The organism is Pseudomonas sp. P4_B4 (assembly GCF_056402255.1).
Genome location: NZ_JBFUHS010000003.1, coordinates 185,261 through 199,486, shown reverse-complemented (window position 1 = coordinate 199,486; position 14,226 = coordinate 185,261). Strand labels below are relative to the sequence as shown.

Annotated in this window: 16 protein-coding genes and 2 pseudogenes; 12 read left to right on the top strand and 6 right to left on the bottom strand. The window is 58.9% G+C overall.

What is annotated here, in order from left to right; translation table 11 throughout:
- Position 1 precedes the first annotated feature (1 nt).
- A complete protein-coding gene (locus AC1DVE_RS05350) occupies positions 2-511 on the top strand; it encodes a copper chaperone PCu(A)C (protein ID WP_477783817.1) in 510 nt (169 codons plus the stop codon).
- A gap of 122 nt (positions 512-633) precedes the next feature.
- Here the strand turns inward: AC1DVE_RS05350 and AC1DVE_RS05345 are convergent, their stop codons facing one another.
- Together AC1DVE_RS05345 and AC1DVE_RS05340 are read right to left on the bottom strand one after the other, a co-directional pair.
- Positions 634-1,050, bottom strand: a complete 417-nt coding sequence (locus tag AC1DVE_RS05345) for an organic hydroperoxide resistance protein (RefSeq protein WP_150725279.1) — start codon at positions 1,048-1,050, stop codon at positions 634-636.
- A gap of 124 nt (positions 1,051-1,174) precedes the next feature.
- Positions 1,175-1,504 carry a hypothetical protein gene (locus tag AC1DVE_RS05340; protein WP_223457824.1) on the bottom strand — a complete coding sequence of 110 codons (330 nt, stop codon included), beginning with the start codon at positions 1,502-1,504 and terminating at the stop codon, positions 1,175-1,177.
- Between the two features lie 184 nt (positions 1,505-1,688).
- Here AC1DVE_RS05340 and potE point away from each other — a divergent pair, with 184 nt between their 5' ends.
- The 8 genes from potE (at position 1,689) to AC1DVE_RS05300 (ending at position 10,884) form a co-directional block, all read left to right on the top strand.
- Complete coding sequence (potE, locus tag AC1DVE_RS05335; protein ID WP_046040324.1) at positions 1,689-3,098, top strand: putrescine-ornithine antiporter; 1,410 nt, start codon at positions 1,689-1,691, stop codon at positions 3,096-3,098.
- Positions 3,095-5,380 carry an Orn/Lys/Arg family decarboxylase gene (locus AC1DVE_RS05330; protein ID WP_223457822.1) on the top strand — a complete coding sequence of 762 codons (2,286 nt, stop codon included), beginning with the start codon at positions 3,095-3,097 and terminating at the stop codon, positions 5,378-5,380. Before potE ends, AC1DVE_RS05330 begins: the two co-directional genes overlap by 4 nt.
- A gap of 186 nt (positions 5,381-5,566) precedes the next feature.
- The gene (locus tag AC1DVE_RS05325) at positions 5,567-5,968 is read left to right on the top strand and encodes a hypothetical protein (protein WP_223457820.1); all 402 of its coding nucleotides are present in this window, start codon (positions 5,567-5,569) and stop codon (positions 5,966-5,968) included.
- Positions 5,968-6,507 (top strand): HD domain-containing protein, encoded by a 540-nt coding sequence (locus AC1DVE_RS05320; RefSeq protein ID WP_223457818.1) that lies wholly within the window; start codon positions 5,968-5,970, stop codon positions 6,505-6,507. Before AC1DVE_RS05325 ends, AC1DVE_RS05320 begins: the two co-directional genes overlap by 1 nt.
- 203 nt (positions 6,508-6,710) lie before the next feature.
- Positions 6,711-6,989: a DUF3303 domain-containing protein gene (locus tag AC1DVE_RS05315; RefSeq protein ID WP_223457816.1), complete on the top strand. Its 279-nt coding sequence runs from the start codon at positions 6,711-6,713 to the stop codon at positions 6,987-6,989.
- Positions 6,990-7,208: 219 nt separating this feature from the next.
- Positions 7,209-8,822 (top strand): arylsulfatase, encoded by a 1,614-nt coding sequence (locus tag AC1DVE_RS05310; RefSeq protein WP_223457814.1) that lies wholly within the window; start codon positions 7,209-7,211, stop codon positions 8,820-8,822.
- A gap of 68 nt (positions 8,823-8,890) precedes the next feature.
- Positions 8,891-10,159 carry an OmpP1/FadL family transporter gene (locus tag AC1DVE_RS05305; RefSeq protein WP_223457812.1) on the top strand — a complete coding sequence of 423 codons (1,269 nt, stop codon included), beginning with the start codon at positions 8,891-8,893 and terminating at the stop codon, positions 10,157-10,159.
- A gap of 50 nt (positions 10,160-10,209) precedes the next feature.
- Entirely contained in the window at positions 10,210-10,884 is a 675-nt protein-coding gene (locus AC1DVE_RS05300) for a DUF3313 domain-containing protein (RefSeq protein ID WP_223457802.1), read from the top strand.
- A 63-nt stretch (positions 10,885-10,947) separates the two neighbouring features.
- Here AC1DVE_RS05300 and AC1DVE_RS05295 read toward each other — a convergent pair whose 3' ends face one another.
- Positions 10,948-11,151, bottom strand: coding sequence for a hypothetical protein (locus AC1DVE_RS05295; RefSeq protein ID WP_223457876.1), 204 nt, complete (start codon positions 11,149-11,151; stop codon positions 10,948-10,950).
- Between AC1DVE_RS05295 and AC1DVE_RS05290 the strand changes: the two are divergent.
- Positions 11,111-11,248 (top strand): annotated as a pseudogene (locus tag AC1DVE_RS05290) (cupin domain-containing protein); the annotation flags it as partial. The gene AC1DVE_RS05295 and the pseudogene AC1DVE_RS05290 sit on opposite strands and share 41 nt — an antisense overlap.
- Before the next feature lie 38 nt (positions 11,249-11,286).
- Here AC1DVE_RS05290 and AC1DVE_RS05285 read toward each other — a convergent pair.
- Positions 11,287-11,373: pseudogene (locus AC1DVE_RS05285) on the bottom strand (DUF533 domain-containing protein); the annotation flags it as partial.
- Positions 11,374-11,560: 187 nt separating this feature from the next.
- Here AC1DVE_RS05285 and pcsA point away from each other — a divergent pair.
- On the top strand, positions 11,561-12,283 hold the full coding sequence (pcsA, locus tag AC1DVE_RS05280; protein ID WP_223457800.1) for a phosphatidylcholine synthase: 723 nt from the start codon (positions 11,561-11,563) through the stop codon (positions 12,281-12,283).
- Positions 12,284-12,285: 2 nt separating this feature from the next.
- Positions 12,286-12,672, top strand: a complete 387-nt coding sequence (locus AC1DVE_RS05275; RefSeq protein ID WP_223457798.1) for a DUF488 domain-containing protein — start codon at positions 12,286-12,288, stop codon at positions 12,670-12,672.
- Positions 12,673-12,820: 148 nt separating this feature from the next.
- On the opposite strand, the gene AC1DVE_RS05270 is transcribed toward AC1DVE_RS05275, so the two are convergent.
- Together AC1DVE_RS05270 and AC1DVE_RS05265 are read right to left on the bottom strand one after the other, a co-directional pair.
- Positions 12,821-13,207, bottom strand: a complete 387-nt coding sequence (locus tag AC1DVE_RS05270) for a hypothetical protein (protein ID WP_223457796.1) — start codon at positions 13,205-13,207, stop codon at positions 12,821-12,823.
- Between the two features lie 37 nt (positions 13,208-13,244).
- Positions 13,245-13,844, bottom strand: a complete 600-nt coding sequence (locus tag AC1DVE_RS05265) for a polymorphic toxin type 44 domain-containing protein (RefSeq protein ID WP_223457794.1) — start codon at positions 13,842-13,844, stop codon at positions 13,245-13,247.
- Positions 13,845-14,226: the final 382 nt, after the last annotated feature.

Genomic DNA, 14,226 nt, shown 5'->3' with positions numbered 1-14,226 from the left:
AATGAATGCCCCGCAGGCTAAAAACCGTTTCGCACAACGCTGCAAGCAACTGGCGCTGGGCTTGTCCCTGGTCGGCCTGGCCTTTCAGGTGTCGGCACAAACCGAAGTCGAAGACGCCTGGGTCCGCGCCACCGTGGCCGGCCAGCCGTCGAGCGGCGCCTTCATGACCCTCACCTCCAGCAGCGACAGCAAGTTGCTGAGCGTGCAAACGCCAGTTGCCAAGCTTGTGCAGATTCATGAAATGAGCATGAAAGACGACGTGATGAAAATGCAGCAGCTGCAGTCCGTTGCTCTGCCGGCCGGCAAACCGGTGAGCTTCGATCCCCACGGTTACCACATCATGCTCATGGACCTGACGGCCCAGATCAAGGAAGGCGACAAGGTGCCACTGACCCTGACCGTGGAAGACGCCAAGGGTGAGAAAGAGTCGATTCAGGTTGAAGCCGTTGCCAAGGCGATTGACACCATGGATCACAGCAAGATGATGCATGATCACAGCAAGATGAATTGATTTTCTCGCAGTATCGCAATACCAAAAAAGATCGCAGCCTGCGGCAGCTCCCGTAAAACCAGTATAGGAGCGGCCGCAGGCTGCGATCTTTTTTTTAGAAATCAAGACCTGTTCATGTCAACTCAAACGAGCTTGAGCACGACGTTGATGTTGTTGCGCGTGGCTTTCGAGTACGGGCAGTACTGGTGCCCGGTGTCGACGATTTTTTGTGCGGTTTCACGGTCCAGCCCTGGCAGGCTGACATTGAGCCGCGCCTGCAGCAGGTAACCGCCTTCATTGGTGCCCAGGTCGACTTCGGCATCGACGGCCACATCCTTGGGCAACGCCACTTTCATTTCCCTGGCTGCAACCTGCATGGCGCCGATGAAACAGGCTGACCACCCGGCAGAGAACAGTTGCTCGGGGTTAGTACCGCCACCGCCCGCACCTGGCGACGACAGCTTCACATCGAGGATCCCGTCGGAGCTGCGGGAGGCGCCGTCACGCCCGCCGGTGGTGTGGGTTTGGGCGGTGTACAACACTTTATCGATCTGGTTCATGGTGACCTCCTGATTGAGTTGTAAGAAACCGGTTTTAACGCCCCATCCGATTGCAGGGATGGTCAATCAATATAGACGTCACAAACCCACACCGTGGTCGAGCCGACCGGTGCCCGCCTTCTTTTTATTTACGCGCCAACTTGTACCTGACGCAGTCCTCATAAAAGCTCTGCCGTACAGCAGTCGGTTTGAATCGCGACGGACTGTCATAAGTTTGCTCTGTAATGCCAAGAGCCATCATGCGCATCCAGGTTTTGGCGAACTTGTAGACCTGGATTTTCTGGCGGGCGGCATACAAGGAAACGCCTGAAAGCTTGAGTTCCTGTGCCCTTGCAGCGGTGCCCGCACCCCAACTGCACATGTACTTATCATTGGCGGCCAGTTCTTTTGCTTGAGCCGAACTGGCTATACCCGCAACTATTAGCGGGATTAATGCGATCCATATCTTGCGCATTTCGACCTATCTAACCGACTGAAAACAAAGTAATTTTGCAGAGAACTTTGAAACTTGGGGGCCAGCATCCTGCCTTTTCTGCAAATAAATGAAAAAGCGGAATGGGGGGTCGTCAATTTCTTGCGAGATTTCAAACCTTTGCTATAGCTAAGGTTCTCAATCGCCAACTAAGTGAGGCAACGGAATGTCTGTCGCAAAGAAAATGAGTGTGGGGCAACTGACAATGTTGACCGCCGTCAACATGTTGGGCTCCGGCATTGTGCTGCTACCGACAAAACTCGCGGAAGTCGGTGCAATTTCGATCCTCTCCTGGCTGGTGACGGCCACCGGTTCCCTCGCTCTGGCCTACGCCTTTGCGCGATGCGGGATGCTCAGCCGCAAGACCGGCGGCATGGGCGGTTATGCCGAATACACGTTCGGTAAAGCAGGTAACTACATCACCAACTACACCTACGGTCTCTCGCTGTTGATTGCCAACGTGGCGATCAGTATTACCGCGGTCGGCTATATCCAGGTGTTGTTCGGGATAAAACTCGATTCGCTGCAAGTAGGCCTGGCCACTATTGCTTTGTTGTGGATCACCACCTTCGCCAACTTTGGCGGCGCGAGCATTACCGGCCGGATCGGCGCGATCACGGTCTGGGGTGTGATTGCTCCGGTGGTGCTGGTATCCACGGTGGGCTGGTTCTGGTTCGACAGCAGCGTTTACGCCGCTGGCTGGAACCCCCACGACAAGGGCTGGTTCGAAGCGGCAGGCGCCTCGGTGGCGATCACCCTGTGGGCCTTCCTCGGCCTGGAATCGGCTTGCGCCAACACCGACGCGGTGGAAAACCCTGAGCGCAACGTACCGATTGCCGTGCTGGGCGGCACCCTGGGTGCGGCGGTGATCTACATCGTCTCCACCAACGTCATCTTCGGTATCGTCGGCAACGAAGAACTGGTCGCGTCCACCGCGCCGTTCGGCCTGGTGTTCGCCAAGATGTTCACCCCAATGGTCGGGGACATCGTGATGGCGGCGATGGTGCTCGCCTGCATCGGTTCGTTGCTGGGTTGGCAGTTCACCATCGCCCAGGTGTACAAAAGCTCGGCGGACACCGGTTACTTCCTGTCGATCTTCGCCAAGGCCAACAAGGCGGGTACGCCGATTGTCGGCATGCTGGTACTGCTCGCCGCACAGACCGCGCTGGCCCTGCTCACCATCAGCCCCGACCTGAGCAAGCAGTTCGACACACTGGTCAACCTCGCGGTGGTGACCAACCTGGTGCCTTACATCCTGTCCATGGCCGCGCTGATGACCATGCAGAAAGTCTCCAACGTGCCGGAAGGCAAGGCACTGGTGACCAACGTCATTGCCCTGATCGCGGCGGCCTACAGCTACCTGGCGCTGTACAGTTCCGGTGAGCAGGCCCTGATGCTGGGCGGCGTGGCCACGATCGTTGGTTACACCCTGTTCGGCTTCGTCAACAACCGCCTGATCCGCCTCGAAGCACTCAACAACAGCGTACCGACGCAAACCGTCAGCGCGCAGCACCTCACTGCCGAGCCAGTGCCGGTGAACAATCTGAATACAGCCACTATGGAGGTTCAAGCATGACGGAATATAAACACTCGCTGGGCATGCTGGCGCTACTGGTCAGCAGTCCGCCGGACAAACGAACGGTGTTTGGCCGCGCCCTGGATCAACTGGTCCAGGACGTAGAGGGCCGTGGCGTCAGTGTGCTGGCCTCGGAAAGCCTCACCGATGCCGCCTCGATCCTGCGCTCGGACCCGGCCATTCAATGCGTGCTCATCCGATGGGAAATGGACACCAGCGAAGGCCACGCCGACTGCACCAAATTGCTGGTCAAGCTGCGCGAGCGCAACACCCGGGTGCCGGTGTTCCTGATCAGTGACCGTACCACCGCGTCGACCATTCCGTTATTGGTCATGCAACACGCCGACGACTTCATCTGGCTGCCCGAGGACACCTCCCGTTTCCTCAGTGGGCGCATCCTGGCGGCCATCGAACGCTATCGCCAGGCCGCCCTGCCGCCGATGTTCGGCGCGCTGGTGAAGTTTGCCCGCAGCTATGAATACTCGTGGCACACCCCCGGCCATGCCGGCGGTACGGCGTTTCTGAAGAGCACCGCAGGCCGGGCCTTCTACGAGTTCTTCGGCGAGAACCTGCTGCGCTCCGACCTGTCGATCTCGGTTGGAGAACTCGGTTCGCTGCTCGATCACAGCGGCCCTATCGGTCAGGGCGAACGCTATGCCGCCAAGGTCTTCGGCGCGCACCGCACGTATTACGTGACCAACGGCTCGTCGATGTCCAACCGTGTCATCCTCATGGCCAGCGTCACGCGCAACCAGATCGCCCTGTGCGACCGCAATTGCCACAAGTCCGCCGAGCATGCGATGACCCTGTCCGGGGCGATTCCGACCTACCTGGTGCCGACCCGCAACCGCTACGGCATCATTGGTCCGATCCTGCCGCAGACCCTGAGCGCCGAAGGCGTGAAAGCCGCCATCGCCAGCAACCCGCTGGTCAAGCCAGGCATCGACCCGACGCCGGTGCACGCGATTGTCACCAACTCCACCTACGACGGCCTGACCTACAACGTCACCCGCGTCGAAGAGCTGCTGGGCGAAAGCGTTGACCGCCTGCACTTCGACGAAGCCTGGTACGGTTATGCGCGCTTCAACCCGCTGTACAGCGGACGCCATGCCATGCACGGCGACCCGGCCGATCACGACAAGTCCAAGCCGACCGTGTTCGCCACCCAGTCGACCCACAAGTTGCTGGCTGCCCTGTCCCAGGCCTCGATGATCCACGTGCGCAACGGCCGTAACCCGATCGAACATGCGCGCTTCAACGAGTCGTACATGATGCACGCCTCGACCTCGCCGAACTACGCGATCATGGCGTCCTGCGACGTCAGCTCGGCGATGATGGAAGCACCGAGCGGGCAGATCCTCACCAACGAGTCGATTGAAGAAGCCATCAGCTTCCGCCAGGTCCTCTCGCGCATGCACAACGAGATGCTGAGCAAGGATGACTGGTTTTTCACCTGCTGGCAGCCGCCGACCGTACAGGTTGGCGCAGCGACCGTGCCGTTCCATGAGGTCGACCCGGCCACGCTGAAAACCGATCCGAACTGCTGGGTCCTGCACCCGAACGCGGTATGGCACGGCTTCGGCGACATCGAAGACGGTTACTGCATGCTCGACCCGATCAAGGTCTCGGTGCTCAGCCCGGGCATGGGCGACGATGGCAACCTGCTCGCTTCCGGCATCCCCGCTTGCGTGGTCACGGCGTACCTGGGCCGCCAGGGTATCGTGGTCGAGAAAACCACCGACTTCACCATCCTGTTCCTGTTCTCCATCGGCATCACCAAAGGCAAGTGGGGCACGCTGCTCAACGCCCTGCTCGACTTCAAGCGTGACTACGACGACAACGCCGAGCTCGAGCTGTGCCTGCCCGACCTGTACAACGCCAACCAGCATCGCTATGCCGGCATGGGCCTGAAGGATCTGGCCGACGAAATCTTCGCCGCCATGAAGAAACACAAGACCACCGCCAATATGTCCCAGGCCTTCGGCACCCTGCCAAAAGCTGAATTCAGCCCGGTGGAGGCCTATGAAAAACTGGTGCGCAACGACATCGAGCTGGTAACGCTCAACGAAGCCGCCGGACGCCTTGCCGCGACCGGTATCGTGCCGTATCCACCAGGCATCCCGCTGCTCATGCCGGGTGAGAACGCAGGGCCTGCGGACGGTCCGTTGCTGGCGTATCTCAAGGCACTGGAAGCCTTCGACAAATCCTTCCCCGGCTTCACCCATGACACCCACGGGATCGAAGTCGAAGATGGCGTTTATCGGATGCTGGTCTTGAAGTGAGGTAAGCGAGACCTGTAGGAGCGAGCTTGCTCGCGAAGGCGTCGTGTCAGACAACATCAATGTTGGCTGCAAGATCGCTTTCGCGAGCAAGTCGAATCGTCGCACCGCCGCTCCCACATTTTCAGATCGCCTTCACACCAAATCCCTATGGGCAAATACGATCACAGCGCTCTATGATTGATCCCCATGACCACCACCGCTGCGATCCGCTCACCCTGCCCGCCCGGTGCCTGCGACTGCGGGCGTGACCCGTTGCTGGAAACACCGGGGGCGGACCTGCGCATTCTGTTTCTGACCCGCAACGAAGAAAAACGCCTGATCGAACGCCTGGAAAACCTGCAGAGCCTGAGCGATCTGGAACACGTGCAACGGCGCATGTTCGAGCAGTTGGGCATCCGCGTGAACATCGCTCCCGGTTTCAACGAAGTGCGCACCATGCGCGGCATCGGCATCCAGATTGGCGAACTGCCTGGGCTGTGCCGCAAGACCCGCGCCAACATCCCCGCCGCCATTCGCCGTGCCATGGAAAAGCGCCCGGAGATTGCCTACGAACTGCTCAATGCCAACGACCTGTTGCGTGACGCCTGATGAAACCCATTCTCGAGTTCCCCATCACCGACGAGATTCTCACCTCGTTCGCCCTGGCCATCGGTGCCGATCTGCAGGGCTACCGCAACCACATTTACCGGGTGCTGAATTTCCATGGTGCCCTCAGCGGTGCCGAAGGCCTGCCCTCGGAGGCCGTTCAAATCGCGGCGGCGTTTCATGACCTGGGTATCTGGACCGATGACACCCTTGATTACCTGCCCCCGTCCATTGCCCTGGCCACCGAACATCTCGACAGCCAACAACGTCCGGAACTGAAGGATGAAGTCTGCGCGTTGATACTTGAGCATCACAAGCTGCGCCGGTATCGCGGCGCCTGCGCCGACAGCGTCGAACCCTTCCGCCAGGCCGATCTGGTGGATGTGTCCCTGGGCCTGGTGCGTTTCGGCTTGCCCCGAAGCTTCATCAAAACCGTGCAGGCGACCTTTCCCGATCACGGTTTTCACTCGATGCTGATGAAGCTTTCAGCCCGGCAATTGCTCCGCTCGCCGCTGCGCCCGCTGCCCATGTTGCGTTGGTGAAACAGGCGTCTGTTGCCCCCCTCGAAAATGCACTGGAACAGGATCAGCGGTCATACAGGAATCGCGGGGCACTGCTATGCCTTCCTTGGGAGATTTTCCGCAAGCCAGCCAGGACGAAACTGGAAACCCAAGCGTGGCCACGGCCCCGGCGCCAGCCAGGTGCGCGCAAACAACAGGTGCCAGTGCACAACAGGAGATGGCCGATGTTATTCATCGTCAGTTGGACAATCAGCCCGGACAACCGTGATGCCGCAATCGCACGCTTTCTCAAGACCGGTGGCGCACCGCCCGCAGGCGTCACCATGCACGGACGCTGGCACGCCGTAGGGAGCTCGGCCGGCTTCGGCATTGCCGAAGCGAGTGATTTTGTGCCGATTCAAAAGTGGGTGCTGGAGTGGAACGACCTGATGAGCATGGACGTGCACGCCGCATTGACCGATGAGCAAATCGCCCCATTACTGGCTGCAACTACCGCCCGGTAATGACGAAGGGAGGGCGGCGAGTATCGCTCGCCGCCCGACTTGAGCGGCTGCTTTGCCGGAAGGCCATTTCCATGCAACGCCCCTGAAACACTGACTTTCTGACTACTCATTACTGGATATTTCGCAATTCAAACCTACGCTCATCGCGGGGGATAACGCATTTCAACGGCGGTTGGGGGCTCGTCTCGATGTACTCACGCTAGTACGCAGGAGTTCGACATGAACCGGACAACCTTCTCCTCGATGTTTGCGATACCCCTGTTGCTGTCTGCAATGGCGTTTCCCGGCCAGACCCTGGCGGCCGACAAGTCCCCCAACATCCTGGTGATCATGGGCGACGATATCGGCTGGTCGAATATCGGCGTCTACAACCAGGGCATGATGGCTGGCAGAACGCCTAACCTCGACCAACTGGCGAATGAAGGCATGCGTTTCACCGACTATTACGCCGAGGCCAGTTGCACCGCCGGACGCGCCAATTTCATCACCGGCGAACTGCCGATTCGTACGGGCATGACCACCGTCGGCCAGGCCGGCTCGCCCGTGGGTATTCCCGCCGAAGCCGTCACCATCGCGACCGCGCTCAAGGCCATGGGTTATGCCACCGGCCAGTTCGGCAAGAACCACTTGGGCGACCTGAACCAGTTCCTGCCCACCGTCCACGGTTTCGATGAATTCTTCGGCTACCTCTATCACCTCGACGCCATGGAAGACCCGGCGCACCCCAATTATCCGAAGGAGCTGCTGGACAGCGTCGGCCCACGCAACATGGTCCACAGCTGGGCCTCCACCACCGATGACACGACCGTGATGCCGCGCTGGGGCAAGGTGGGCAAGCAAAAAATCGAAGACGCCGGCACGCTCTATCCGGAGCGGATGAAAACTGTCGACGAGGAGATTCGCGACAAGGCCTTCTCTTTCATCGACAAGGCCAAGCAGGACAACAAACCGTTCTTCGTCTGGCTCAACCCGACCCGCATGCACATCGTCACGCACCTGTCCGACAAGTACGAAGCCATGCGCAACTCGCAGAATGGCTGGTCGGAACAGGAAGCCGGCATGGCGCAGCTCGATGACATCGTTGGCGACGTCCTGGCGAAGCTGAAGAAAGACGGCATGGACGACAACACCATCGTGATCTTCACCACCGACAACGGTGCGGAAAACTTCACCTGGCCCGATGGCGGCACCACCCCGTTCGCCATGGGCAAAGGCACGGTCATGGAAGGTGGCTTCCGGGTGCCGGCAATCATTCGCTGGCCAGGCAAGGTGCCGGCCAATCAGATCGCCAACGGCATCATGTCCGGCATGGACTGGTTCCCGACCCTGGTCGCGGCGGCAGGCAACCCGAACATCACCGCCGAACTGCTCAAAGGCAAACAATTGGGCGATACCACCTACAAAGTTCACCTGGACGGCTATGATCAAACTCCAATGATCACCGGAAAAGGTCCGTCGAACCGTCATGAAGTCTTCTACTTCGGAGAAAGCTCCTTGGGTGCAGTGCGCATAGACGACTACAAATATCGCTTCATTGACCAACCGGGTGGCTGGTTGGGGGCTAAAGTTGATGTGGACGTGCCGAACCTGACCAATCTTCGACTCGACCCATTCGAGCGCATGGGCTGGCCGGAAAATCAGGCCGCACAGGGTTCGCAACAATACTTTGACTGGTTCAAGTTCCAATTCTGGCGTTTCGTGTTCGTCCAGCAGCAGGTGGCCAAACTGGCTGAAACAGCGATCGAGTTCCCGCCGATGCAAAAAGGCGCGAGTTTCAACCTCGACTCGGTTAAAGCCAAGATCGCCAAGGCTCGAGCAGAGATGGCCAAGTAACAGCCGAATCCACGGGTGGCTGGTGCAGTCCACCCGTATTCGAAAAGGACAATTGCCGAGGGATTTCAATGCCGACAAAAACCGCTACCCTGCCCGCCTCTGCGCTACTTGCCCTGTGCTGCCAGCAAGTCTGGGCCGGCGGCATCATGCTCTATGAAATCGGCACCGATAACGCCGGCCTGGCCAACGCCGGTGCCGCTGCCCGTGCCCAAGGCCCCTCGACCATCGCCAGTAACCCCGCGGGCATGAGCTACCTGCCCGGCACGCAAATCACCGCCGGCCTGCAGGTCCTGTACGGCGACCTGAGCTTCGACCGCGACTCTGGCACCAATACCCCGGGCAGCGGCAGTGGCAATGCCCTCGATCCGATTCCCGGTGGCAGCTTCTTCATCAGCCATGAACTGGACGAGCACTGGAGCGTCGGTTTCGGCCAGTACGGTGACTTCGGCCTGGCGGTCAATTACGACAACGACTGGTCCGGCCGCTACTTCGCGCAGAATGCCAGCCTGCTTGGCCTGTCGCTGGTACCGAGCGTGGCTTATCGCTTCAACGAGCAGTGGTCGGTCGGTTTGGGCATCAAGGCCATGTACGGCATGCTGAAGTCGGACACCGCCATCGACCGCTCCCCTTTCGGCTTCACTGACCGCGCTGACGGCCAATACAAGTACCGGGACAACACCTGGGGCTATGGCGCCAACGTGGGCGTGATCTACGCCCCGCAACCCGGCACGCGCATCGGCCTGACCTACACCAGCCAGGTCGACCTGGACTTCGAGGACCGGCTCGATGTGAAGGGCGACGGACGCCTGCTCGAAAGAGTCAACAACACCAACACCGATCTCGACATAAAGGTGCCGCAAACCGTCACCCTGAGCCTGTTCCAGCAACTGGACCGGCAATGGGCGCTGTTGGCCTCGGCCAACTGGCAGGACTGGTCCGAGTTCGGCGACATCGCCGTAGAGGTCGACACCACGGCCTTTGGTGCGCAATCGCAAACGGTCGACGCCGGCTTCAAGGACACCTGGCACCTCTCCCTTGGCGCGCAATACCAGGCCACCGAGCAGTGGTTGTGGAACTTCGGCGTGGCCTACGACAGCAGCGCCGTCTCGGACAGCAACCGCAGCGTGGTCTTGCCGATGAACGAATCCTGGCGCATTGCCACAGGAGCCACCTATGCTCTGAACAAGGACACCGATGTCAACGTCAGTTGGGCCATGGTCTGGCTCGGCGACATGCCGGTTGACCAGGCCAAATCCGTATCGAGCAATCGAGTTTCCGGTCAATTCGACAATGCCTGGATTCAAGCCTTGACCGGGAACATGACCTGGCGATTTTGATGTCTTGTAAACGAAAGAACGACGATTTCATCCAAGGAGTAAACACCACTATGAATCTATCCCGAAAACTGCTCGTCGGCGCCGCGCTGGCCAGTCTGTTGCTAGGCGGTTGCACTTCGAAAGTGACTGAGAAGGAGCAATACTCAGGTTTCCTGTCCAACTACAACAACCTGCAGGAAGTCGAAACGCCGAGCGGCGGTACTGCGATGCGTTGGGTCAGCCCTTCGTGGAACCCGAATGCCTATGACACCGTGGTGTTCAACAAACTGGAGCTCTACCCGGCCCCCAAACCCGATGAGCGTGTCAACCAGCAGACGCTGACCGACATTCAGAACTACATGACCAGCAAGGCCAAGGCCTCCCTGGGTCAGAAGTACCGCGTAGTGTCCAACACCTCGTCCGCTCCGGCGGGTTCCCGCCCTCTGATCATGCGTGCGGCGATTACCGGGGTGAACGCCGAGAACGAAGGCATGAAGTGGTATGAAGTGGTTCCCATCGCGGCCGTAGTCGGGGCAACTCAGGCTGCTACCGGTCACCGTGACCAGGACACCACCCTGTTCATCGAAGCCGAGTTCGTTGACGCAAAGAGCAACCAGACCGTGGCCAAAGTGGTGCGCAAGGTGTTTGGCACCGCCCTGGAAAATGAAAGCCAGAAGATTACTGCCAAGGACTTCAAGGCAGCGATCGACAAAATGGGCACCGACTTCCAGGCGTTCCTCAAGTAACACGCTCTTTTGGCGAGGGAGCTTGCTCCCTCGCCACATGGAGTTCCTTCCTGACCTTTCCGGTCACTTCTTCATCCCCACCCGCCGGCGCATGTGGGCGGTGATCGCCTGCCGGGTTCCGGGCATGTCTGCCCACGATTCATCCCCGACTTCGGCCAGACGTTCATGCACGTTGTGCCGGTTCCATTGATTGCCGCCCTTGAGTTCGGCGACCTCTTCGCGATAGATCGGCGTGGTCTCCGACCCGCGCGGCGGGCAGTTCTTCACGGCGCTGGATCAACTGAAGGTGCCCCAGGACCTGCCGCGGATCTTGCAGATAGCCGAAAACTTCGGGGTCACGTTTCTGTTGCCGAAGTCAATTTAGGCAATACCCTTGGCCTGCTGCTCCAGATGTATTTGCAATTGCGGAGCTCCTTGCAGTGCCGACGCCTGACTGCGCTGCCAGGCCTGGTACGACTGGAACGCCATCATGCCGAGGGACGCCAGCACCGTTGGGCTGACCCGCCCGCGCTACCGCGGATGGGTTCGGGGTACTTTTTGCCAGCGCAGCTAAGATTCATAGGTGGTGAACCTTATTCCCGGATACCCGGTCGATACCTGCAACCCGACCCGGTTTGCCACCGCCCCCGTACGTGGGGTGATAACTGGCTTGCTTCATTCACTGGAGAACGCCCCCGTGATTTCAACCCTGTACATCGCCAGGCTCAAAGCATGGGGCGCCCATGGCTTTACCGCCACTGGCGTGGTCACCGCTTTCCTCGCCACCCTGGCCCTGCTGGATAACCAGCCGACCCATTGCCTGCTGTGGCTGGGCGTCGCCCTGATCGTCGACGGACTGGACGGTGCGCTGGCACGCAAGGCCAACGTGCAGTCGGTGTTGCCGAGCTTCGATGGCTCGATCCTCGACCTGGTGATCGATTACCTGACATATGTGTTTATCCCGGCACTGTTCATCTATCGCTACATCCCGTTGCCGGACTACACCTTGCTGCTGAGCGTGTCGCTGATTCTGGTGTCGTCGCTGTTCTGCTTCTGCAACGTCAACATGAAGAGCACAGACAACTACTTCCAGGGGTTCCCCGCCGCCTGGAACGTGGTTGCCCTGTGCCTGTACATCATCGCCCCGTCGCCGTGGATCACCTTCGTCACGGTGATTGGCCTGGCGCTGCTGACTGTGAGCCGGATGAAATTCCTGCACCCGTTTCGCGTGCGCCGGTTCATGCCGATCAACATTGCGGTGACAGCCATCTGGTTGCTGTGCAGCCTGTCGCTGGTGCTCAACCATCCGCTGATCAATCCGTTGGTGATGGGGCTGTGGCTGCTGATGTCGGCGTACTTCCTGGGCATCTGCTTGTGGCGCACGGCGTTGGAGTGGCTCGACGAATCGAGGCTCAAGTAGCCATGGCGGTCCATATCGTTCAACTCGGATCACCCCGTCGACCTGACGAAGGCTTGCGCCTGGGCACGGTACGCCGCCCTCCCCGTGGCGTACCGAAAGCCGAATTCGCCCGTCGGGACTTTTATGATGTGTGGCAGCCGCTGCTGTCGCCCAGTGCGCAGTTGGTGGCCGAGGCCAAGGCTGCGCAAGATACCAAGGCCTGGGAGGTGTTCCGGCGCAAGTTCAAGGCCGAGATGAGCCAGCCCGCTGCCAGTCAGATGCTGGACCTGCTGGCCGCGCTGTCCCATCAGACGTCCCTGGCCGTGGGGTGTTATTGCGAGGATGAAGCGCATTGTCATCGGTCGGTGTTGCGCGAATTGCTGGAGGCGCGGGGGGCGGAGGTCGTTTAGCTGGTCTGAACACTGGCCCTCGTAGGAGCGAGCTTGCTCCGGGCGGCATTCCGACGATTGCGGTGTATCAGTCACAACACTTGCGACTGGACGCCCCCTATCGTGAGCAAGCCCAAACGGAAACGGCACCTTTCGGTGCCGTTTGCGATTATGGTTTCACCAAATCCCATTGGCACTCTTTCAACCTATCTACATCAATACCACTTCCTTTCTGCATATCAATGTTGCCGTCGGCGTCGAGGAAAATATGCATGTTGGGCCACTTCGGTGTGATGCTGATGCAGTGCCAACGCTCGTTCTCAACAGCCCAAGAAAACTCCATGAAAAATTCGGTATCCGGAAATAGATATCCGTGGTCACTGGTGGCACCTCCGGGAGACATCCGTCCCCTGTATATCCGGTCTTGGACGTTCCATGTATACCGCAGTCCCCGCTCAGCATCCTTGGAATAATTGACGGTTGCGGTGGGTAAAACATAAGTATTCCATAGGGCCATCAACTGCAGTACCAGCAGCGGCAGCAGCAGTGGGAACAATGGAATCCATAACCATCCTGTGTACCGAGATCGTGGTTTATTTACAGATGTGGACACTGACTCCATCTCCCCAGTTCTCTGGAGCTACTGCCAACACTTTATTCATGATCATCTGCGCTGTTATCCCGCCATTAGGGTGCTGATTGGCGAGCTTTATACCGATACTTATCGACACTCTATCAGCTACATCATCCCATGATCGTAATTGAGTCCAAGGGCTGGCTGTGGGACGAGGGCCAGGGAGCTCTCTATCCTCTTTGGGGGTTGTTCTTAACTCTTCGGCCTTGCGCAGGGTATCTGATGCAATTTGTTCGGCCCCTGCGCCATCTAGCAGCAAGCTTTCGGAAAGCCCCCCTATGATTCCAACATAACCGTAGTGGATGTTCGACCAAATATCGTAGTAGTAGAGGTACTTCCCTTGCTTGTGCCGGACTCCGGGGAATAGTTCCCGAAGCTTCGGTTTGTGGTCCCACTCCATGTTTTGACCTACTTTCTTTGTCCAGATCGCCATCGCCTCAAGCTTCTTCGTCAACGCGATAGCGTTGAAATTCGGTGGTCCGGCCAGTCTGGCATACCACGGTAGCTCAAGAAATTTCCTGGCGGCTGCGCTACTTTCATAGTTGATCAATTCCTTCATTTACAGCACGGCCGGACGCTGGATTTTTCGATTCATTTTTCCAGCGATATCGGCGTCTAATAATATCTGCGCCTGATAGTCACCCTGTGCCTGATGGCTCGGTTCTCCCGCTGGATGGCGTAGCGGTACCGATAGCAATGAACCCGATATCACAGGCAGCCTGAATCAAGGCACCTGCTTCGCAAGTAAACGGGAGCAAGCTCCCTCGCCACAGATGATTTGTTGTCCTGATAAGTGCGTTCAGGCTGGAGAACTTGGTTGCCTGGGATAACCTCTTCGCGGGCAAGCCCACAGTGGATCTCCTGAGTACTCTGCCTTTGTGAGTGCCTGCGATTAATTGTGGGAGCGAGCCTGCTCGCGAAGGCGATGGAAAAGGCAGAAA

Excerpts from the sequence above, each read along its gene's own strand:
- AC1DVE_RS05350 (WP_477783817.1), top strand. The coding sequence starts at position 2 with ATGAATGCCCCGCAGGCTAAAAACCGTTTCGCACAACGCTGCAAGCAA.
- AC1DVE_RS05345 (WP_150725279.1), bottom strand. The coding sequence starts at position 1,050 with ATGAACCAGATCGATAAAGTGTTGTACACCGCCCAAACCCACACCACC.
- AC1DVE_RS05340 (WP_223457824.1), bottom strand. The coding sequence starts at position 1,504 with ATGCGCAAGATATGGATCGCATTAATCCCGCTAATAGTTGCGGGTATA.
- potE (WP_046040324.1), top strand. The coding sequence starts at position 1,689 with ATGTCTGTCGCAAAGAAAATGAGTGTGGGGCAACTGACAATGTTGACC.
- AC1DVE_RS05330 (WP_223457822.1), top strand. The coding sequence starts at position 3,095 with ATGACGGAATATAAACACTCGCTGGGCATGCTGGCGCTACTGGTCAGC.
- AC1DVE_RS05325 (WP_223457820.1), top strand. The coding sequence starts at position 5,567 with ATGACCACCACCGCTGCGATCCGCTCACCCTGCCCGCCCGGTGCCTGC.
- AC1DVE_RS05320 (WP_223457818.1), top strand. The coding sequence starts at position 5,968 with ATGAAACCCATTCTCGAGTTCCCCATCACCGACGAGATTCTCACCTCG.
- AC1DVE_RS05315 (WP_223457816.1), top strand. The coding sequence starts at position 6,711 with ATGTTATTCATCGTCAGTTGGACAATCAGCCCGGACAACCGTGATGCC.
- AC1DVE_RS05310 (WP_223457814.1), top strand. The coding sequence starts at position 7,209 with ATGAACCGGACAACCTTCTCCTCGATGTTTGCGATACCCCTGTTGCTG.
- AC1DVE_RS05305 (WP_223457812.1), top strand. The coding sequence starts at position 8,891 with ATGCCGACAAAAACCGCTACCCTGCCCGCCTCTGCGCTACTTGCCCTG.
- AC1DVE_RS05300 (WP_223457802.1), top strand. The coding sequence starts at position 10,210 with ATGAATCTATCCCGAAAACTGCTCGTCGGCGCCGCGCTGGCCAGTCTG.
- AC1DVE_RS05275 (WP_223457798.1), top strand. The coding sequence starts at position 12,286 with ATGGCGGTCCATATCGTTCAACTCGGATCACCCCGTCGACCTGACGAA.
- AC1DVE_RS05265 (WP_223457794.1), bottom strand. The coding sequence starts at position 13,844 with ATGAAGGAATTGATCAACTATGAAAGTAGCGCAGCCGCCAGGAAATTT.